The organism is Sporosarcina ureae DSM 2281, assembly GCF_000425545.1.
Taxonomy (GTDB): domain Bacteria; phylum Bacillota; class Bacilli; order Bacillales_A; family Planococcaceae; genus Sporosarcina; species Sporosarcina ureae.
This window is the reverse complement of record NZ_AUDQ01000027.1, coordinates 1-20,267: the sequence shown is the minus strand read 5'-3', so window position 1 is coordinate 20,267 and position 20,267 is coordinate 1. Positions and strand designations below refer to the sequence as shown.

Annotated in this window: 24 protein-coding genes; 9 read left to right on the top strand and 15 right to left on the bottom strand. The window is 41.6% G+C overall.

What is annotated here, in order from left to right:
* Positions 1-71 precede the first annotated feature (71 nt).
* The 4 genes from H605_RS0116280 to argC are packed head-to-tail and all read right to left on the bottom strand — an operon-like array spanning position 72 to position 4,261.
* Positions 72-1,202, bottom strand: coding sequence for an acetylornithine transaminase (locus tag H605_RS0116280; protein WP_029055164.1), 1,131 nt, complete (start codon positions 1,200-1,202; stop codon positions 72-74).
* Entirely contained in the window at positions 1,199-1,978 is a 780-nt protein-coding gene (argB, locus tag H605_RS0116275) for an acetylglutamate kinase (protein WP_029055163.1), read from the bottom strand. The genes H605_RS0116280 and argB overlap by 4 nt, the downstream gene beginning before the upstream one ends.
* A complete protein-coding gene (gene argJ, locus H605_RS0116270; protein ID WP_029055162.1) occupies positions 1,941-3,164 on the bottom strand; it encodes a bifunctional glutamate N-acetyltransferase/amino-acid acetyltransferase ArgJ in 1,224 nt (407 codons plus the stop codon). Before argJ ends, argB begins: the two co-directional genes overlap by 38 nt.
* A gap of 41 nt (positions 3,165-3,205) precedes the next feature.
* Complete coding sequence (gene argC, locus H605_RS0116265) at positions 3,206-4,261, bottom strand: N-acetyl-gamma-glutamyl-phosphate reductase (RefSeq protein ID WP_081657984.1); 1,056 nt, start codon at positions 4,259-4,261, stop codon at positions 3,206-3,208.
* A 179-nt stretch (positions 4,262-4,440) separates the two neighbouring features.
* Between argC and H605_RS0116260 the strand changes: the two genes are divergently transcribed.
* Both H605_RS0116260 and brnQ read left to right on the top strand, forming a co-directional pair.
* Positions 4,441-5,220 carry an enoyl-ACP reductase FabI gene (locus H605_RS0116260; protein WP_029055160.1) on the top strand — a complete coding sequence of 260 codons (780 nt, stop codon included), beginning with the start codon at positions 4,441-4,443 and terminating at the stop codon, positions 5,218-5,220.
* A 111-nt stretch (positions 5,221-5,331) separates the two neighbouring features.
* Positions 5,332-6,651: a branched-chain amino acid transport system II carrier protein gene (gene brnQ / locus H605_RS0116255; RefSeq protein WP_029055159.1), complete on the top strand. Its 1,320-nt coding sequence runs from the start codon at positions 5,332-5,334 to the stop codon at positions 6,649-6,651.
* Positions 6,652-6,759: 108 nt separating this feature from the next.
* On the opposite strand, the gene argH is transcribed toward brnQ, so the two are convergent.
* The gene (argH, locus tag H605_RS0116250) at positions 6,760-8,082 is read right to left on the bottom strand and encodes an argininosuccinate lyase (protein WP_029055158.1); all 1,323 of its coding nucleotides are present in this window, start codon (positions 8,080-8,082) and stop codon (positions 6,760-6,762) included.
* Positions 8,083-8,391: 309 nt separating this feature from the next.
* On the opposite strand from argH, the gene H605_RS0116245 reads away from it, so the two are divergent.
* From H605_RS0116245 to H605_RS0116230, 4 genes are all read left to right on the top strand, one after another.
* Positions 8,392-9,324 (top strand): cation diffusion facilitator family transporter, encoded by a 933-nt coding sequence (locus tag H605_RS0116245; RefSeq protein ID WP_037562291.1) that lies wholly within the window; start codon positions 8,392-8,394, stop codon positions 9,322-9,324.
* A gap of 5 nt (positions 9,325-9,329) precedes the next feature.
* Positions 9,330-9,782, top strand: a complete 453-nt coding sequence (locus H605_RS18200) for a hypothetical protein (protein ID WP_037562289.1) — start codon at positions 9,330-9,332, stop codon at positions 9,780-9,782.
* Positions 9,782-10,717: a TRM11 family SAM-dependent methyltransferase gene (locus H605_RS0116235; RefSeq protein WP_029055156.1), complete on the top strand. Its 936-nt coding sequence runs from the start codon at positions 9,782-9,784 to the stop codon at positions 10,715-10,717. Before H605_RS18200 ends, H605_RS0116235 begins: the two co-directional genes overlap by 1 nt.
* 253 nt (positions 10,718-10,970) lie before the next feature.
* Entirely contained in the window at positions 10,971-11,174 is a 204-nt protein-coding gene (locus H605_RS0116230; protein ID WP_029055155.1) for a hypothetical protein, read from the top strand.
* Between the two features lie 181 nt (positions 11,175-11,355).
* Here H605_RS0116230 and H605_RS0116225 read toward each other — a convergent pair whose 3' ends face one another.
* The 3 genes from H605_RS0116225 to H605_RS18195 all read right to left on the bottom strand — a co-directional run bounded on the left by H605_RS0116225 (position 11,356) and on the right by H605_RS18195 (position 13,286).
* A complete protein-coding gene (locus tag H605_RS0116225) occupies positions 11,356-12,723 on the bottom strand; it encodes a leucyl aminopeptidase family protein (RefSeq protein WP_029055154.1) in 1,368 nt (455 codons plus the stop codon).
* A gap of 45 nt (positions 12,724-12,768) precedes the next feature.
* Positions 12,769-12,924: a hypothetical protein gene (locus H605_RS19165; protein ID WP_169535198.1), complete on the bottom strand. Its 156-nt coding sequence runs from the start codon at positions 12,922-12,924 to the stop codon at positions 12,769-12,771.
* 125 nt (positions 12,925-13,049) lie between these two features.
* Complete coding sequence (locus H605_RS18195) at positions 13,050-13,286, bottom strand: hypothetical protein (RefSeq protein WP_037562287.1); 237 nt, start codon at positions 13,284-13,286, stop codon at positions 13,050-13,052.
* An 88-nt stretch (positions 13,287-13,374) separates the two neighbouring features.
* On the opposite strand from H605_RS18195, the gene H605_RS0116210 reads away from it, so the two are divergent.
* Positions 13,375-13,818, top strand: a complete 444-nt coding sequence (locus H605_RS0116210) for a YaiI/YqxD family protein (RefSeq protein WP_029055153.1) — start codon at positions 13,375-13,377, stop codon at positions 13,816-13,818.
* A gap of 63 nt (positions 13,819-13,881) precedes the next feature.
* On the opposite strand, the gene H605_RS0116205 is transcribed toward H605_RS0116210, so the two are convergent.
* Both H605_RS0116205 and H605_RS0116200 read right to left on the bottom strand, forming a co-directional pair.
* Positions 13,882-14,181, bottom strand: coding sequence for a cupin domain-containing protein (locus H605_RS0116205; protein WP_029055152.1), 300 nt, complete (start codon positions 14,179-14,181; stop codon positions 13,882-13,884).
* Complete coding sequence (locus H605_RS0116200; protein ID WP_029055151.1) at positions 14,168-15,196, bottom strand: LLM class flavin-dependent oxidoreductase; 1,029 nt, start codon at positions 15,194-15,196, stop codon at positions 14,168-14,170. Before H605_RS0116200 ends, H605_RS0116205 begins: the two co-directional genes overlap by 14 nt.
* A gap of 94 nt (positions 15,197-15,290) precedes the next feature.
* Between H605_RS0116200 and H605_RS0116195 the strand changes: the two genes are divergently transcribed.
* Together H605_RS0116195 and H605_RS0116190 are read left to right on the top strand one after the other, a co-directional pair.
* Positions 15,291-16,370 (top strand): type III polyketide synthase, encoded by a 1,080-nt coding sequence (locus H605_RS0116195; protein WP_029055150.1) that lies wholly within the window; start codon positions 15,291-15,293, stop codon positions 16,368-16,370.
* 28 nt (positions 16,371-16,398) lie between these two features.
* A complete protein-coding gene (locus H605_RS0116190) occupies positions 16,399-16,899 on the top strand; it encodes an isoprenylcysteine carboxyl methyltransferase family protein (protein ID WP_248681220.1) in 501 nt (166 codons plus the stop codon).
* A 161-nt stretch (positions 16,900-17,060) separates the two neighbouring features.
* Here H605_RS0116190 and H605_RS0116185 read toward each other — a convergent pair whose 3' ends face one another.
* The 5 genes from H605_RS0116185 to H605_RS0116165 form a co-directional block, all read right to left on the bottom strand.
* Positions 17,061-17,804: a thermonuclease family protein gene (locus H605_RS0116185; RefSeq protein WP_232321246.1), complete on the bottom strand. Its 744-nt coding sequence runs from the start codon at positions 17,802-17,804 to the stop codon at positions 17,061-17,063.
* A gap of 13 nt (positions 17,805-17,817) precedes the next feature.
* The gene (locus H605_RS0116180; RefSeq protein ID WP_029055147.1) at positions 17,818-18,159 is read right to left on the bottom strand and encodes a fluoride efflux transporter FluC; all 342 of its coding nucleotides are present in this window, start codon (positions 18,157-18,159) and stop codon (positions 17,818-17,820) included.
* On the bottom strand, positions 18,156-18,530 hold the full coding sequence (locus H605_RS0116175; RefSeq protein ID WP_029055146.1) for a fluoride efflux transporter FluC: 375 nt from the start codon (positions 18,528-18,530) through the stop codon (positions 18,156-18,158). The genes H605_RS0116180 and H605_RS0116175 overlap by 4 nt, the downstream gene beginning before the upstream one ends.
* Positions 18,531-18,547: 17 nt before the next feature.
* Positions 18,548-19,345, bottom strand: a complete 798-nt coding sequence (locus H605_RS0116170; protein WP_232321247.1) for an alpha/beta hydrolase — start codon at positions 19,343-19,345, stop codon at positions 18,548-18,550.
* Positions 19,346-19,723: 378 nt separating this feature from the next.
* The coding region (locus tag H605_RS0116165; protein WP_029055144.1) for an IS110 family transposase at positions 19,724-20,267 on the bottom strand (544 nt) is incomplete at its 5' end.

Below are 20,267 nucleotides of genomic sequence, written 5' to 3'. Positions count from 1 at the left end.
GTGTTGTAACTTCGGGGAGATCTTTTGTTTACTGAATAGCAGTTCGCAGACTACTTTAATTCAATTTGTGATTACGTTAATATGTTCTTTAAAATTGCTACCGCTTGATCGATTTCTTCTTTTGAAACTGTCAGCGGTGGTAATAGACGGATGACATTCGTTCCAGCAGGTACAAGGAGTAATCCTTGTTTTTCGGCCGCTTGGATGAATGGGGCGATTTCTTTATTTGAATGAATTCCAACTAATAAGCCCTGACCCCGAATCGAGTATTTATCATTTGGTAGTTCTGATTGGAGTTGTTTCTTCAGGTACTCAGATTTTTCTTGAACATCCTGTAAGAAGGCAGGATCAAACACATGATGAACTACAGTTTGGGCAACTGAGATGGCTAATGGATTTCCGCCAAACGTTGTACCATGTGCGCCAGGTCCGAAGGTATCGAACAGCTCTTCGCCAGCTAGCAAAGCTCCAATCGGGAAACCGCCACCCAGACCTTTAGCAAGTGAGACAATATCAGGTTTTAATGCAGTTTGCTCGTAGGCATAGCGAGTTCCTGTACGTCCAATTCCTGTCTGAACTTCATCGATAATGAGGAGAATATTATGTTCATTACAGGCAGCCATAACCGCTTCAGCAAAAGCCGGTTCGATAGAGTTAACCCCACCTTCTGCTTGGATGACTTCTAGCATGATGGCAGCCACGCTATCGTTAGTTGCTTGTTTTAAAGACTTTACATCATTAAATGGCAATGCTTCAAAACTTTGAAGCATCGGGCCGAATCCTTGTTGGATTTTATCTTGACCGGTAGCAGCCATTGCGCCAAAGGTCCGCCCATGGAATGACTGTTTAAACGATAAGATATGATGCTTGCCTGTATGTTTACGTGCTAGTTTAATCGCCGCTTCATTTGCTTCAGCTCCACTGTTACAAAATAACGCATATGACAGATCCGTATTTTTCGTTAATGATTCAGCAAGTTTTTCCTGTTCTGGACTTTCAAATAAATTGGAAATATGCCATAACTTTTCGCTTTGTTCTTGCAAAGCTTTAACAATTGCAGGATGAGCATGTCCTAAACTGACGACTGCGATGCCGCTAGTAAAGTCTAAATAATCCTTCCCTTTATCGTCTGTCACTACGGTACCCTGTCCTTTTACGAGATGTACCGCACGTCTTGCATAGTTATTGAATAAATACGTCACGCGATCGCCTCCTCCTTGGTAATGACCGTGCCTTTTAATTTCTGACAGACGATCTGTACAGATGGAATACCCGCTTCTAGACAATCTATTGCCGCCATTACTTTAGGAATCATTCCTCCATAGATATCTTCTGATTTAATCCAGCCATAAATAGCTTGCGGTACCACTTCTGTCTGGGGCTGATCTTGAATCCGGATTCCTGATGTATCTGTCACCAATAATAAACTTTCCGCTTCGACCGCTAATGCAATTTGACTCGCGACTGTATCCGCGTTGACATTCAATGGATCACCAGTAGCAGTTGTACCGATACAAGAGATAACAGGAATAACTCCTGCATCCGATAGCGCATCCAAAACTTCTGTTTTAACTGTTTTAATTTCTCCCACATAACCATAGGTTTCAAAATCAAGTACATCACATGTAAATAAGTTCGCATCGAATCCACTTAATCCAACCGCCTTGATTCCTTCGTGATTGAAACGATGAACGAGCGCTGGATTCACTTGGCCAATCATGATTGACTGAACGATATCAATTGCTTCAGCAGACGTAACACGGAACCCATTGACAACAGTCGAAGCCACTCCACGATTTTCAAGTTCTTGATTAATGTTTGGTCCCCCACCATGAACAATAATTACTTGAACACCATCTTGCTGTAATTTCTTCACACCCTGGAAAAAATTATCGCTTAATTCGTCTAGCATACTGCCGCCTAGTTTAATAACTTGTCTTTTACGTGCGGTATGTTGCGTTAATTTGGACGTAGTCATAAGTAAGATCGCACCCCCATGCCATTCCTTGACCAGCTCCCTGGTTTAGTTCTATTGCAAATTTCACTTCATGCTGTTTAAGGTAAATTAACAATTTCTCTTCTGAAAACGGAATAGGTTCTCCGCCTTCTACTACTACAGTGTCACCGATATAGATTTTGATATCTTCCGGATCTATTGTGGCTCCGCTATATCCAACTGCCGCAATAATTCTTCCCCAGTTCGCGTCACAGCCAAATACTGCCGTCTTGACAAGCGGTGAGCCGACAACAGATTTTGCGATTTGACGCGCTTGTTCATCCGAAACTGCACCTGTCACTTTCGCTTCGATCAATTTGGTAGCACCTTCTCCATCTTTAGCGATCATTTTTGCCAAATCACGTGATACGGCATGCAATGCATCGATGAAAGATTGCCATTCGCGATGATCCGGAGTTAATGAGTGGTTACCCGCTAGCCCGTTTGCCATAACGAGAACCATGTCATTTGTTGACGTATCACCGTCTACTGTAATGGAGTTGAAAGTTACATCTGCAATTTCTTTTAGTGCTGTTTGTAAATGCTCAGATTCAATATGGGCGTCGGTTGTGATGAAGCCAAGCATCGTCGCCATATTTGGTTCGATCATTCCTGAACCTTTTGCAACACCCGCTACTACTACTTCACGATCATCGATCACCGTTGCATAAGCAGTATTTTTCGTTACGGTATCTGTTGTTAAAATTGCTTGTGAAAATTGAATGGAACCTTCCAATGTGTCCATTGGTTGAAGCTTTTCAATACCTGATAGTAAAGGAACCATATTCATTTGTTCACCAATCACACCTGTTGAAGCAATCCCTACAAGATCGGAATCAATCCCTAAGTGCTCTGCGGTTTTTTGTTGCATAGTTATTGCGTCTTGCATGCCTTGCTTTCCTGTACATGCATTCGCGTTACCGGAGTTAATAACGACCGCTTGCATTTTTTGTGTCTCATTGACAACTTTTTTTGTGACTTGAAGTGGAGCTGCCTGGATTACATTCGTTGTGAAGACACCCGCAACACTCGCTGGCACTTCGCTGACTAATAGAGCTAAATCATTTTTCTTATGTTTTAGCCCACAGTGAATGCCGACTGCCTTGAATCCTTTTGGTGAGATAATGTTTTTACGCGAGATGCGCTTCATACTTTCGATAGTTTCCATAGTAGTGCTCCCCCTCTAGTTCTCGTTTCCAAATTCATTGTTTAAATCCATAATGGAATGATATCGATTCCTGTTTTTTCATTTAGATCATATTGGATATTCATATTTTGTATAGCTTGTCCAGCGGCGCCTTTCACCACATTATCAATAACTGCTATAATCGTTGCCTGATTCGTTCGTGGATCTACCTTGACATGGATATCACAATAGTTGGAGCCATATACCTGTTTCGTACTGACCTTTTGTACGTCTGTCAAAATGCGAACGAACGGACTATCTTTATAGGTTTCTTGCAAGCAATTTACCAGCTGTTCTTCCGTTACTTGCCCATTCACTTTCGCATAGCTCGTTGTCATGATACCTCTCGTCATAGGAACAAGATGTGTAGTGAACATAATTGGATCCGGCTGATCGGCAAATGTATTCATTGCCTGTTCAATTTCCGGTATATGCTGATGTTGATGAATCTTGTATATAGAGAAGTTTTCATTTGTTTCACTGAAATGAGTCGCCTGGCTCGGTTTATTACCTGCACCGGATATACCACTTTTTGCATCGATGATCAATTGGCTACCGTCAATTAGTTTGTTTTTTAGTAACGGAAGTAAAGAAAGAAGTACCGCTGTCGGGTAACACCCTGGATTCGCAATTACTTCTGCATCGGCAATATCCTCTTTATTCCATTCGGGAAGTCCGTATACACTTTTCTCCAAATGTTCAATTGGCGGTGCATCCTTTTGATACCAGTGCTCAAAAGTCCCTTGATCTTTCAATCTAAAATCTCCTGATAAGTCAATCAATTTAGCACCAGCGCCGACCAATGGAGGAAGTAACTTAGTTGTAACGCCTGCTGGTGTACTGAAAAACACTGTGTCCAGCTTGCTAATATGTTCAGGTTCTATAGCCTTCATCGGCTGATCGTGAATATTCACGAGATGTGGATATTTTTGAGAAAAGACCGTCCCCACTTCTGAGGATGTGAATAAATCAATTTGTTCAATTTCCGGATGGTTTTGTAGCAACCGTATCAATTCTAGGCCACCATATCCAGACGCTCCTACGATTCCAACCTTCAACGCCATCACCTCTTTATTCATTAATGACAAGTATACGTATGTATAATTATAAAGTCAACTGTATTTTTATTTATTAACAGTTAACTTATAAATTCTCTTTCCTTTCTTAATAGAAAATCTATAACTTCTTCATCGCTATATGTTATTATTATGGAGTGTATAATATGATCAAATGAATAAGAAACTTTCAGGAGGCTATTATGGTAGATTTATTAAAATTATCCGGTAAAAATATTGTGATTATGGGTGTGGCAAATGAACGTAGTATTGGTTGGGGAGTTGCAAAAGCATTATTCTCAGTCGGTGCGAATGTCATTTTCACCTACCGTAAAGATCGCTCACGTGATAAATTAGAAAAAGCGTTAGCTAAAAATGAATTCACAGCCAAACAAATTGTTCAATGTGATGTGAATAGTGACGAAAGCATCGAACAGGCTTTCAAAACGATTGGCGAAGAAGTTGGTGTTATTCATGGAGTAGTCCATTCCATCGCATTTGCACATCAACAAGACTTGCATAATCCATTCGTCGAAACAACTCGTGAAGGATATGCATTCGCACAAGATTCAAGTGCCTATTCATTGGTAGCAGCAGCACGTGAAGCCCGTCATTATATGACAGAAGGCGGAGCGATCATTACGATGAGTTATTTAGGAGCAGAACGAGTTCTTGAAGGCTATAACGTAATGGGTGTTGCAAAAGCTGCTCTTGAAGCTTCTGTACGCTACTTGGCATCGGAGCTAGGTGAACAAAATATTCGCGTCAATGCAATCTCTGCTGGAGCAGTTCGTACATTATCCGCAAAAGGCGTTCCTTCCTTTAATACTATCCTCAGTCAAATTGAGGAGCGTGCGCCACTAAAACGTAATGTCAAACCTGAAGAAGTTTCAGATATGACAGTGGCAATGTTAAGTAATTTATCGAGTGGCGTGACAGGTGAAGTCATCTATGTAGATGCCGGCTACCACATTATGGGGTAATCTTCTGAAGGATTCTCTTAGGAGAATCCTTTTTTATGAGCTCTTTTCACTAACATACAACTAATTATCTAAATACATACACTTTTCAAAGTATTTCAGGAGGATTTCCAAATGAATCAATTTACAAAATTTGATACGTTTAAATTAGGGTTGACGATGTTCGCTCTCTTTTTCGGTGCAGGAAATATGATTTTCCCACCGCTACTGGGTCAACTAGCAGGAACACAGACATGGATTACGCTAGTTGGGTTTTTAATAACAGGAGTAGGTCTTCCCTATCTCGGCGTAATTGCAGTTACCATGAGTGGTAGCCAACTAAGTGATTTAGCGAGAAAAGCATCTCCTTTGTTTGCCATGATCTTTCCATTAGTTATATATTTAGCGCTTGGACCGTTCTTCGGTGTTCCGCGTACAGCGACTGTTTCATTCGAAATTGCCGTTTCACCATTTGTACCGGAGTCGTACTCTAGGTTAGCACTGGCGCTCTTTTCCATTGTGTTTTTTACAGTGACGATTTGGCTCTCATTTAAGCCAAATAAACTAGTCGATCGATTCGGAAGTATTTTAACTCCCATATTGCTAGCTATCGTAACGCTTATCGTCGTGACTGGTATTATCAAACCAGTCGGTGAAGCGGGCGCGCCGCAAGGATCTTATGCAGAAGATTATTTTTTCAAAGGTTTTATCGAAGGGTATGGAACAATGGACGCAATGGCTGCGCTCGTCTTCGCTATCATTGTAATTAATGCCGTGAAGGCAAAAGGTATTACAGATAGAAAAGCGATTACTTCTATTACGATGAAAGCAGGATCCATTGCAGTTATCGGGTTGAGCTTTGTTTATGCTGGATTAGCCTATTTAGGGATGACGAGCCGCTCTGTAGCAGAAGGTGCCACGAATGGCGGAGATATTTTAGCAAAACTTGCATATGCTTTGATGGGTAATAACGGATTATACTTACTTGGACTTGCAGTCACGTTAGCTTGCTTAACGACTTCGGTTGGACTGACGACCGCTAGTGCTACATATCTTTCTAAGGTCGTACCAAAGATTTCTTATAAAGCGTTTGTGTTTATTATTTGTTCATTTTCTACGATAGTTGCGAATGTCGGTCTCACGCAGTTGCTTGCAGTGATGATTCCTGTACTAGTAGGAGTATATCCGCTAGCCATTGTCTTAATAATCTTCAGATTGTTACACCCATTATTCAAAGGCTATCATGAAGTGTATAACTATGGTTTACTAGCAGCAGGTCTTATTGGATTCTTTGATGTGTTACGTGCATTCAATATCGATGTGGTACCGGTTACACATATATTGGAATTCCTACCATTATATGAACAAGGTGTCGGTTGGATTTTGCCTGCTATAGTGTTTGGTGCAATAGGTTTTATTGTCGCATCTGCCCAAGGTAAGCCCCGTGTTGAATAGTAAAAAGCCTGTGGACATTCCACAGGCTTTTTACATGCTTATTATCGTTCAGTTTTATTGAGGTAGTATTAGCCAGCGTCTATAGAAAAACTAGTTTACTTATTAGTATTACTGTTTTTTCATCAATCCTTTATTGCCTTTTGTAATAATGGATTCGTAATCAATATATTCATAGATGTCGTCTTCGATATGATTGCTGAACTTTTTGAGTTCCCCCACTGTCAGATCCTCAATTGCTTTGTTTTCCTGTTCACAATAAATGATGATTTTCCCAACAATTTCATGTGCATCACGGAATGGCGTACCTTTTGCAACTAAATAGTCCGCCACCTCTGTTGCATTCAAGAAACCTCCTTTAATTGCTGCTTTCATATGCTTTTCATTTACCTGTAGAGTGTCGATCATTTTAGACATGATTTCCAAGCAATCTAGAACTGTATCCAATGCGTCAAAAAATTGTTCTTTATCTTCCTGCATGTCTTTATTGTATGTTAATGGCAATCCTTTCAACGTGGTCAGTAAAGCGAATAGAGAGCCATATACACGTCCTGTTTTACCACGAATTAGTTCTGCTGCATCCGGATTTTTCTTCTGTGGCATGATGCTGCTTCCTGTTGAATAGGCGTCTGAGATGGTGATGAAGCGGAACTCTTGGCTACTCCAAAGAATCAGTTCTTCACTTAAACGGCTCATATGCATCATAATGAGTGAGAAGTCGGACATCAATTCTACTAAGTAGTCGCGATCGCTGACGCCGTCAAGGAAGTTATCTACCGGCTTATCGAAACCTAGCAAAGCGGTCGTCACTTGACGATTAATATCATGCGTCGTACCAGCAAGCGCACCACAGCCCAGTGGATTTTCATTCAGAATCTCGGCCGCATTTTGTACACGTTTTTTATCGCGTTTGAACATTTGTGCGTATGCGCCCAAATGATGTCCGAAAGTGACGACCTGCGCGCGTTGCAAATGTGTGTAGCCTGGCATAATAACATTGTTTGCTTTTCCTTTTGCTTCAAGTGAATCAATTAAGACCTGCAACGCATCCATGACGACAGAAGTTTGATTTCTCGCATACTGTCTCATATCGACAGCTACTTGATCGTTTCGACTACGGGCTGTATGTAATTTCTTGCCTGTCTCCCCTACCCGCTCCGTCAAGTTCATTTCAATGAATGAATGAATATCTTCATAATTTCCTTCAATTTTTAGTTCGCCAGATTCAATATCTGCCAAAATTGACTGCAAGCCGTTCACTAGCAATTCACCTTCCTCCGGTGACAATAAATCCGAATGAACTTGCATCGTAACGTGTGCGATACTACCTGCGATATCTTCTCTATATAAACGATAATCGACGGGTAAAGAGCTATTGAACTTCTCCATGATCTCGTCTGCTTTGCTACTAAAACGTCCGCCCCAAAGCTTCATTATTCATCAAACCTCTCGAATTGTATTTTTATACGTGACTGCGTATAACAACTTTAACTGTTACTTCCTTGCATTGTTTCTATTTTCTTATTTTGACACAGTAGAAGACATTTTTCTACTGTGAGTGCCGTTGCGTTTCCTTGCATAAACTGTACATTTATGGGATAATGATTGAACTACAAATGAATGAGTGATGACAATGATGAACTTTGCACCAATCCAACAATTAAAATTATTTATGACCTCGCCCAAAATAAGCGAGGTTTTTTTGTTGTTTAAAGGCAACACTGTTAGAGGGGGGAAACTTTTATGACAATTCATGCACGCGAGCATTCTACTTCTGCCGTCTTAGCTATTTGGATCAGCTTATTGAGTAATGTGATCTTAACTGTGTTAAAACTGATAGTCGGATTTGTTTTCAGAAGTCCCGTTTTACTTGCAGACGGTTTCCATAACGCAGGTGATGTGGTAGCTTCTGCCGCTGCATTGACTTCTATGCGAATTTCAAAACGACCGGCTGATGAAGATCACCCGTACGGACACGGAAAAGCGGAGGTAATTGGTTCAGGTATAGTCGCAATTATTTTAGGATTGGCTGCGATCTATATTGCTTTCGAAGCTATAATGGCTTTATTTGAAGAACCTGCTACAGCAAGTAAAATTGCCTTACTGACTGCGATTGTGTCGCTAATTTGGAAATATATACTCTATATCTACACAATTCGTATCGGTAAAGCCGAGAACAGCAAAGGGTTAATCGCGACCGCGTATGATCACCTGGCTGATGTCTATGCCTCGCTTGCAGCAGTAGTAGGTATTGGACTTGCTTTAATTGGAGATGCTTACGCATTGCCGCTACTCACATATGGAGATCCTATCGCTGGGATTATTGTCTCTATTCTTGTCTTTAAAATCGCTATGGAGATCGGTAAGGAAAGTGTTGATATTTTAATGGAAAAAAACGTATGTGATGAGCGATTAAACGCATTTGAAGAATTGATTTATTCCATTCCAGAAGTGAAACGAATTGATCGCTTGCGTGGCAGGGAACATGGACATTACGTATTGGTCGATATTCGAATCGGTATCAGTGGTGATTTGACGATACAAGAAGGCCATATTATCTCGAGTAGATTACGTAATTTGATCATGGCAAAGAATGAAGACGTCGATGAAGTGTTAATTCACTTAAATCCGTGGTATCCCGAAAAACAATCCGGTATACTTACTAACGAGGAGTGAATAAAATGAGTACAGTAACAATCAACACAATAGAAGTATGTGTAAAAGAAACAGAAGAAACCGTACGCTTTGCAGATGAGCATTTTTTACAGGAACCCATCTCTTACTTGAAATCTAATATAGCTGAATTTCTTTTTGTCGAGTCGCCTGACTTCGATGAGATCAAAGTGGATTCGCTGGCACTTGAAGTTGATGACATTTTCAAGACGTATATGGCGTTGTTTGGTTTACAAGGTAAGAAAAAAGAAGCCGAAACAATTCGCACATTTATTGAAGAAAAACTTCAGCACAACTTAAATGGCTTTAGTATTTCGTTTTCTGACAACGAAGGCTTCTGGGAGTTGAATGTTCCGTTTGATTCTCTTAAAGGATTTGACGAGACGATGTCGATCCAAGATGCATTACAACTTTTGTATGAAGCACTTGTCGGTTTGCATGAAGTGAGAGCAAATAACTAATGGCTTCACAATTTATATACACGTATATTCGACACCGTGATGAAAAGGAATTATGTCGAATGGAAATGCGGGCTTTTTTCGGACATGACGTAGAAGACAATGTGATCGTAAGTGATATTGCGGTGGATCCGTCACGAAGTCCGTTCGTACAAACTCGCCTTGAAGTTTTACTGGATGCAGGCAGTTTAGAATTGCTGGCGGAAAAAGCTTCTGAGCTTGAAATCAATCAATTATTTAAGACAGTCTGCTTGAATGATATGAAGCTTGCCAGAACGGCTAAAATCGGTCATGATGATCGTCGCGAAATAGAGCGTACAATTGGATTACGTATCAAAGGCGAGCCTGAGTTGGATCATCCTGAAGTGTTTATCGGCATCATACAATTGAATGATCACTGGTATGTTGGAAATTTACTTTACAGTTCTTCTGATTGGCATGTGCACCAGCAGAAACCACATATGTACTCCACTGCACTTGGTACACGTTTAGCCAGAGCTGCTGTCAATATCGCGGTGCCACATCCTGAAGGGAAACGCGTCATCGATCCTTGCTGTGGAATTGGAACTGTCCTTGTTGAAGCACTCTCTATGGGTATCCCTATTGAAGGTCGTGATATTAATCCTCTTGTCGTCTATGGTTCACGGAAAAATATCGACTACTTCGATTTGGAAGGCAATGTCACAATAGGTCCAATTTCTGAAGTCGACGAAGAATATGATGTAGCAATTATAGATATGCCGTATAATTTATTTACGCATATTACAGCAGAAGGCCAACTCGAGATTTTGAAAGAAGCTCGTCGTTTTGCGAAAAACTGTTTAATTATTACGATTGAGAATATGGACGAAATGCTCGAAATTGCTGGATTTGAAATAGCCGATCGTTGTCTCGCGCGCAAAGGTACGTTTTCACGTGAAGTAGTTCTATGTAAATAATGAAAGACGAGTGAGAAGATTTCTCTCACTCGTCTTTTTTATTGTGTATTTTGGAGGAGCAACTCGTTTATTCGTAATTACATACTCCCCTGTGATTGGTCCATTGATGAATTACAAATAATTTTGTTATATATCTCATTATGAAAAGTGTGAATTTTATAAAATAGGGGAAACAAAAGTAAAAGAGCATTATCTATCACATTATTCTTTTTTATTATAGTGAGCTCTTATTCTTATAGAAGGAGTGATGTTTATGTTTATTAGCATCATGAAGCTTTTAAGTGTTCTTTATCTATGGACATGGTTCGTATGGCCATTTGTTTTTGTCATATCGATAATCTATGCAATAAAGGAGCTCGTGAAGGAAGAGCCGGCATTTATGAAACCCGCAATTATCGCGTCGGTATCCTTACTAATTATTCTAGCGGGAATTAGCTCCCCTTCTTTGTTTTTGTGAGGGTTTCAGCGGAAGCTTGGGCGACTTCCGGGAGGTTCAGCTTGAGCCTTCCGGAAAGCGTCCCCAGCTGGCGCTTCAATCCCATCGTAGATACTAGTTCCTCCCAGTATTAAACATACATAGTTTTTATACTAAACGATAAAAAAGGATGCTCTGTTAAGGCATCCTTTTTTCAGTATACTTATTTAGTCAATGACACTGTATAGTCTGCAAGTAAACGTGCTCCGTATCCTGTTGCAGATTTTGTGTAATAACCCTTCGATTTCTGCTTATCCATGACGCCTGCCATGTCCACATGCAACCAGTTATTCTTCGGTGCGAACTTGCGCAGGAAGAGGCCAGCCGTGATCGAACCGGCAACAGTTAGAGAACTCATATTATTGCAATCAGCATAGGCGCTATCTAGTGTTTCTTCATACTCATCCACCAACGGAAGTGGCCAAACGAAGTCACCGTTTTGATCGCCTATTTTCTTCAGTTTAGCAGACAACTCTTCATCCCCGAAAACTCCGCCGACTTCTGTACCGAGAGCAGCGACAACAGCACCAGTCAATGTAGCAATATCGACTGTGTAATCTGCGTTTAATTCTCCAGCGCGAATTAATCCGTCCGCTAAAATCAAACGGCCTTCAGCATCGGTATTACCGACTTGTACACTGATGCCATTCTTATATTGAATAACTTCTCCAGGCATAACAGCGTCGGGTCCTGGAGTGTTTTCTACCATTGGAATCAGCACAACTACATTCACTTTGGCATCTGAATGAGCTAGAAGTGATAAAGCTCCGCTCACAGCTGCTGAACCGCCCATATCCATGCGCATATCACTGTCGTCGCGTCCGCCTTTCAAGCTGATACCGCCCGAATCATATGTCACGCCTTTTCCGACAAGAGCCACGAGTGGTTTCGATGCATCCGTCTGCAATGTCATCTCTACGAATGAAGGTTCATATTTACTACCGCGACAAACAGTCAACACACCGTTCATCTCGCGTTCTTCGATTTCTTTTTTGCCAAGTACATCGATTTTCACTTTTGTCCCTTTGAAATGGTCTTTCAATACTTCTGGATACGTCTCCGGGTTTAGGACATCGGAAAGTTCATTCATCAAATCGCGAGAAAACGCCATAGCTGCTGCACGCACTTCTCCTGATTTGACTGTTGCATTGTCAGCACCTTTAACATTTAATGTAGTGACAGGGTCTGCTTTTTTGGATTGGTAGCGGTCAAAGTTATAAGCGCCAAGGTGCCATCCTTCGACGAAAGCCGTCACTGCTTCATCTACAGACGACCACTTTTGCCCTAGCTGATCTGCTTGGATCGAAGCAGAATCTACTTTTTGTGCCGCAAGATTGCGAGAGATTTCACCTGCAATACTGCGAATTGCATCTAGTGTTTTCCATTCTTTATTTTTTATCACGACTAGCTGTTTTCCGTCATGTACAAACGTGGAAAATCCTCCAGTTTGATTGTCGACAAATTGCTTCACCAAAAGATTCTTCGTTATTTTTGCATCTGTTGCGAATAAAATCTCTACATTAATTTGCATAGTTATAATAGCTCCCTTCACTATTTCGGTTTCCTAAATAGCTTATCACTTTTTACCTGATAGCGCTAAGAAGAGAGTGGCCAGTGGTCCTAAAAATAAGGAGAGTATAAACCAGTTCAATCCGCTTCTGTTTTTTCCTTGCGCTAATACTGCATTGATTAAAGCTAACGTGCCCCATCCTACGAAATATCCTTCATTCATTTTTCATCACTCCGTCATCTAGTTGTATTGTATGTATACGATTTATCTAGCAGGTAAGTTTCGTTATTAGCTTTTAACGCAAAAAAGGAACATCCGTGATGTCCCTAGCAGTTCTCATAACTTTATTAGCTACCAATTGATGTAGGTGCGTTATCATCAGTCGCATTTTGGTAGTTCTGATTACCAACTTTTGCTCGTACTTCTTCTTCTGTTAACGGTGGTGGAATTTCGTGATCTGCCAACGCTCTGTTTTCAAGTGGAACTTCTATGTTCTCCATGGCAGCATTCCTCGCATCCAATTCTCGTCCATATTGCTCACGTTGTTCTACAGTAGTTCGTTGTTCTTTTGATAAATCAGCCATTTCATCACCTCAATCGTACATTTTTACTTATCTTTCCCGTTATTTGCTATACTAAACCTATTAAGTAATGCGGAAGGAGTGGTATTACGTGACAACGATTTTAGTGGATGCAGATGGCTGTCCAGTAATCAATGAAACGATCGAGATAGCTAAAGAGTACGGCCTACCTTGTGTGTTAATATGTGACACTGCACACGAAATGCACCGGGAAGGCGCAGAAACGATTACTGTTTCCAAAGGTGCCGACGCAGTCGATTTTGTATTAGTGAACCGTATAAAAAAAGGGGATATCGTCGTCACTCAAGACTACGGATTGGCCGCTATGGCGTTGGCGAAACAAGGATTACCACTTGATCAAAACGGTAGATGGTATACAAATGACAATATTGATCAATTACTTGCGGCACGTCATAAAGCTCAGAAAATCCGACGAGCAGGAGGTCGTTTGCGTGGCCCGAAAAAACGAACTGCTGAACAGAATAAAGGTTTCATTTCCAGTTTGTGTGAGTTATGTAAAACCGTTCAGCATTAACCTACTCTAGATACTATAAAAACAGATCGCTAGTAATACTAGCGATCTGTTTTTATAGTATCTTTATGGTTTCACTTGAATAACCAAAATATCCGACTCTTCTATAGCATGTAAACTATGCCTTTCCATAGGCACCATATGCAAGACATTATCTGGTGTTACATCAACCGGCTCGCCTTCTACAATGAACCGCACTTTTCCTTTACGCACGATGATGAATACTTCTTTATTCGCATCATGCTCTGCTACTTCCTCACCTGCATGCAATTGAATATTCATAAAGGTTGCATTTTCAACGTTCGCCACTTTCTCTACATGCTTTTTCTTTTCAGTCAGCTGATTTTTTGTATCAATCAAATTCATTACTCTTCTCCCCTTTCAAAAATTCTTGCATAATCAGTTCATACGACTTCAGTTTATCATGAAAGTGATATGTAATTGAAACGAGCATGATTTCTTCTGCACCAAAATCTTCCGCTATTTGTTCCAACTGCCTACGAGCCGATTTTGGTGTACCGACTATCATACGCTCGCGATTCAATTGAACAAGTTCTCGTTCCAGTTGACTATATGGATACGCTGCCGCTTGCTCTGGCGAAGGTGTCCCCTCTACTTTCATTCCTTGTTGTTGCATAATCATTAACAAATCCAATGAAGATGCAATCCAATCTGCCTTTTCTTCCGTCTCTGCACAAAACAAAAATACGGCTACCGCTTGCTTCGGTAAAGATGTATAAGCAGACGCTTGGAAATGATCTCGATAATACTTCGCTGCTTCCCTACCTCCTTCACTATTAATGAATTGTGCAAACATATAAGGTAGTCCTTTTTGAGCTGCTAAGTCCGCTGACTCTTTACTCGTGCCTAACATCCAGATAGGTGGTGCGTTATTCGTCAGTGGGGTTGCTTTCAATCCTTCATATGGATGATCTGTAGGCAACGCGTCGTGAAGATACATGTGCAGGTCGTCAATTTGTTGGGGATATTGGTCACGATTTAGATATTCGCCGTTGTTGAGAGCATATGTTGCTCGGGGCATCCCTGCTGGAGCTCGCCCGACACCCGCATCAATTCTCCCAGGAAACAAGGCCTCTAACACTTTGAAGTTTTCTGCCACCTTATAAGGGGAATAGTGAGGTAGCATGACACCGCCTGATCCGATTCGAATCGTCGAAGTGACTGTAGCTAAATGCGCCATCAGAATTTCAGGAGATGAACCCGCCAGAGTTGGAGCATCGTGATGTTCGGATACCCAAAAGCGGCTATAGCCCAATTCTTCGGCTTTTTTCGCCAAGGTGGCGGTTTGCTGAAAAGCTTCATGAGCATGACTGCCGGATGTAATGGGAGATTGATCTAATATACTTAATTGTATTTTCAAGACAAGTCCTCCTCTACTATTGCATATAGTCTACAAGAAGCCACGGCAAAATTCACAGCTCGTGCTCGCTATTATTTAAAACGGAGGTTACCCTATGCCAATCATCCAATCTGTCAGTACAGTTAGTCCGCCTGTTGATTTGTCACAGGAAGAGGCTATGACATTTGCTCGTTCGTTATTTTCGGATTCATTTAAAGATATCGACCGCTTATTAAAGGTGTTCCAAAACGGTGAAATTGATTCACGTCAAGTATGTATGCCGTTGGAATGGTATGCGGAGCCCCATGATTTTGAAACGAAAAATAATTTATACATTCAGCATGCTGTTGAACTCGGTAAACAGGCAGTCGAGAAATGTCTCACCAATACGACAACGCTTGAGCGTCCCGTGAATGCAGCCGAAATAGACGCGATATTCTTTGTTTCAAGTAGTGGCATCTCCACCCCAAGTATCGATGCGCGTCTTATAAATCAATTACCATTTCGACATGATATTAAACGTATTCCAATTTGGGGTCTTGGCTGCGCAGGTGGTGCTTCGGGTATGAGTCGTGCTTTTGATTACTGTAAAGCCTATCCTGAATCGAATGTTCTCTTACTCGCTGTTGAGCTTTGCAGCTTAACATTTCAACGAGATGATGTGTCAAAAAGTAACTTGGTCGGTGTATCGTTATTCTCTGATGGTGTAGCTTGCGCACTTGTTTCCGGAGAACAGTCTACCATCAAAAGTACACGGCCGATGCCTCATATCCGTGCAACGTCTTCCCGTTTCATGCCTGATTCAGAGGATGTAATGGGCTGGGACATAAAAAATGATGGCTTGCATGTTGTATTTTCAAAGAGTATTCCTAACGTCATCAAGAGTTGGTTAGGACCATTTGTACATCAATTCGTGGAAGATCATAATCTTTCAATGGAAGATGTACAACATTTCGTTGCCCACCCGGGCGGTAAAAAAGTATTAGATGCTTATCAAAAAGCCTTGAATATGAATCAAGAGCAAACCGCTACGTCGAAAAAAGTGTTGCAATACCATGGAAACATGTCGTCTCCTACTGTACTGTATGTACTCAAGGATTTTATCGAGCAACAGCCTGCGGAAGGTGAATACGGTTTAATGGCAGCGCTTGGTCCAGGCTTCTGTGGAGAATTACTGTTGTTGGAGTGGCAGTAAGATGAGCAGGCTCTTCTTGTTTGTTTTTATGATCGTCGTCATTCAACGGTTAGTCGAATTGGTTGTCGCCAATCGTAACGAGAAATGGATTCGCAGTAATGGCGCAGTAGAAATCGGTGCGTCTCATTATAAATGGATGGTTCTGATGCACACGGCATTTTTCGTTTCCTTATTATTCGAAGTTCTTGTATTCGAACGTCCTCTCTCACCGTTCTGGGGCGTTTTGCTTGGAATTTTCCTATTGATGCAAGTACTGCGTGTTTGGTGTCTATCATCGTTAGGGAAGTTCTGGAATACTAAAATTCTCATACTACCTGGAGCGGACGTACAAAAAAAAGGACCTTATCGCTGGATCCGCCACCCGAACTATGTCATTGTTACAACTGAACTGATTGTATTACCTTTACTATTCAGTGCGTACTTCACTGCAGGATTGTTTCTGTTGCTGAACATCTGGATGCTATCCGTTCGGATTCCCGCTGAAGAACGTGCACTGCGAGAGCTTACCAATTATAATGAAGTATTTTAATGAAAAAAGAATGAAGACAATTCCTTGATCTGACCAGGAATTGTCTTCATTCTTTTATTTATTCATTAGTATATACATGTAAGCATTCTCCGTGAGTTCATGAGAAGTAGAAATTGTCCGCTTACAATCAACGGTGTCTTACCACTCACTTAGTCATTCTTTTATTCACAAGCCCGTCCGTCACTATTGCCATCCATCTGTTCTTTATATGCCGGGTGGCCTTTCTTAACGCCCTCCGGATATACTTTACGAAGCTCTGTACAGTTCTTGAAGTCCTGTGTTTCACCATAGACAGGGATCTTCACTGAATCTGCAGGATATTTCTCACTGTCAAAACCGCGGTCTGTGGTGTAGTCTTCCAACGTCCAAATTCCGATGCTGGACTTTTTCGCTTGTTGTTCAGCTTTCTCAAACGCATCTAGATGCCGTGTGTTAGGCGGATACACATAAGCGACTCTCGCCAATCCCTCTTTCAATAACTGTTCTTGCACACTCTTGCCGTCTATGTATATATACGCCAATAACCTGCCGTACTTGTCATATTTCCCGCCTACATCAAACTCGATTTCGAGCTGACCTTTTTGCAGTAGCTCTTGATTTCGAACCTTTGCTTGCTGCCCATACGGCTGCTTGCCAAGACGTGGATGGTTCGTTTCCGGTGTATCAATTAATAAATACCGTACATTTTCTTCTTTACCTTCATACATAATCTTGATCGTATCGCCGTCAATTGTTTTCACTAATTCAACAGGAATCAGACCTTGACGACTCGGCTCTTTTTCTTCATCGTCAAATAGTTCTGGGAAATATATGGCGACAATCGCAACCCCTAAAGCAATTAAGAATGAAGTGATCCTTTTCTTGCGTTTGTTTGGTGTCGTTTTTTGCATTGTTTTGTTATTCATCAGAACCTCATTTCTATAAGCTAAAACCTAAATAGGCTAAGCCTATCCCTACTGTGAACGTGAATAGTGTATAACCAATGGCCTGGAATTTTCGGCCTTCAGCCCAGTACATCCAAATCTCTTTCATTAACGTAGAATAGGTCGTCAAAGCACCTGCTACACCAGTCGCCAAGAACAATGTCCAACCGAGTGAAAGATTTGATCCTATGATGCAGCCAATGAAGAAGCTTCCAATAGAATTAACAAGCAACGTTCCATATGGTAAACGGTCACGATTGAGCTTGGTAGATACCTCGTAACGCAAAAGCGCTCCTATAAATCCGCCACAACCAACTGCTATGAAATGCCAGATCATGACGAGCACCTCCTAGCCAATGAAAAACCAAGTGTTGCCATAGCTAGTCCACCTGCTAAACTACTAGCGACGTAAGTGCCGGCGAGTCCAAAAAATCCATCACTTAGCAATTCAACCGTTTCTACACTGACTGCTGAAAACGTCGTAAATGCACCAAGGAATCCTGTAGTTATAACCGTCACCATCAGAGGGCTGAGACTTCCTCCAAGACGAGCACGTTCTACTATATAGCAAAGCACAAACGTGCCGACCATGTTCACCAAGAACGTCGCGACAGGAAAAGAACCGCTGACGATCAGCAGCTGACCGACCAGCAGCCTTGTGCTCGCTCCAAAAGCTCCAGCCACACCTATGTACAAACGTTTTCTCATATGTTCACAACCTGACGTTATTCGATAATATATCCGAGTGAATGAAGTACATTATTAATGAATGAATGTGTATATAAATAGACCCCTTCTTGCTCAGGTGCTTGGATGATATCGTGCTCAACGTCTTTCCATCGTTTCAACTGAAGTTCAGATAAGTTTTGTGCGAATGCCCACTTCCGTGTGTAATCGATGTTCGTAATTTGATCTGCTTCTCCCGTATGAAGTAACAGCGGTACATCTTGGATAATTAAATCAGGTTGCATGACAGACTTCATAAGTGTCTGCAATTCACGGTACCAGCCGCCTGTCACAATGGATACATACAGTGGATCTTCAGCGAATTGCTCTAAAAAATCTGGATTACGTGATAGGAGTTCCGGCGTTATTTCATGATCCAATGTCATCGATTGAGACCATTTTGTAAACATTTTCGCCCGAATTGGCGGGTGATGTTCCAAGTGTAGCCAAGGCGATGTACAGATCACTCCCGCACATTCAATTCGTTCCATCTGTAATAAACGAAGTAAGAACGTAGCTCCTAAACCATGTCCAAATAAAAATACAGGCAAATTATCATCTAATCCGCTACGGATCATTTTCTTGATAAATCTGCGGTAGTCCTTAAATGCTTCTGCATGCACTTCGACACTTTCTTTGCCGTGCCCAGGTAAATCTCCCGCCACGACGTGAAAACCGTCGCTTCGAAATTTCTGTATAAGCCATACATATCTTCTATGATGTTCATAAGCGTTATGTACAAGAACGATAACACCTTTTGCCTTACCTTCTGCTTCCCATTTCCACAAAGTTATCACTCCCTCTATAAATGTTGATGTATCAACGGTTTGACCCGTTGTTAGGATGCCAAAAATATTTTTTTGACACGCTGATAAACAATAATAATTAGATATTTGAATCTTCAAACGTCCTTGGGTACGCTACGCGGTCATCGCTGGATAATACTGGTTGCGATGATAATTCTGTATACGATGCACTGTGGATCTCCGCGTTGCTTATGATGACGTACCCTCCCATGTCTCTTGGCGTCAAAAGCGCCTACATTCCTTCGTTCGGTCTAGTCATAAGGCGGAGGCTAGCTAAGCTCCTTTGGGGACTCACTGGTCGAATGGATAATATAATGCCGGCTTCTCCGTGTCATCCAATTTTCTAGTCGTTCACTACGAATGTAATGCTTAGGCAGCTCTTTCGAGCGTGGGAATGTCCCTCATCATTTGCTTAGCGTCAAATACCATGTGCTTCGTACAGATTGCGTGCAGTACTTTCAGTAGTTTTCCGCAGAGAACTACAATGGACTGTTTCTTGCGTAATGGATTCACTTGTCTGGTTGTGTAATACGCGTGCAGTTGTCTAAATGCCTTGTTATGCCGGACCATTGGCATCATGACGCGGAAGAGCAGTGCACGCAGCTGGCTTCTTCCTCTTTTAGAAATTCGTTTCTGTCCCTTGTGCTGTCCGGAAGAATTCTCCCTCAATGTCAATCCCGCGAGTTTCAATAATTGGCGTGGATGATCGTAATGGGCAAAACTACCGATTTCCGATAGTAAATCAATGATGGTTGCGTCTCCAAGCCCTGGGACTGTTTGGAGATACTCGTACTCAACTGTAGCCCGAATAAACTCTGTCAGCTGTTCTTGAAGCGATGCCAGTTCCTTCTCAAGTTGGCGATAACGTTGAACAAGTGTGGCAATTTCAATACGGGCCATCTGTTGTCCTTCT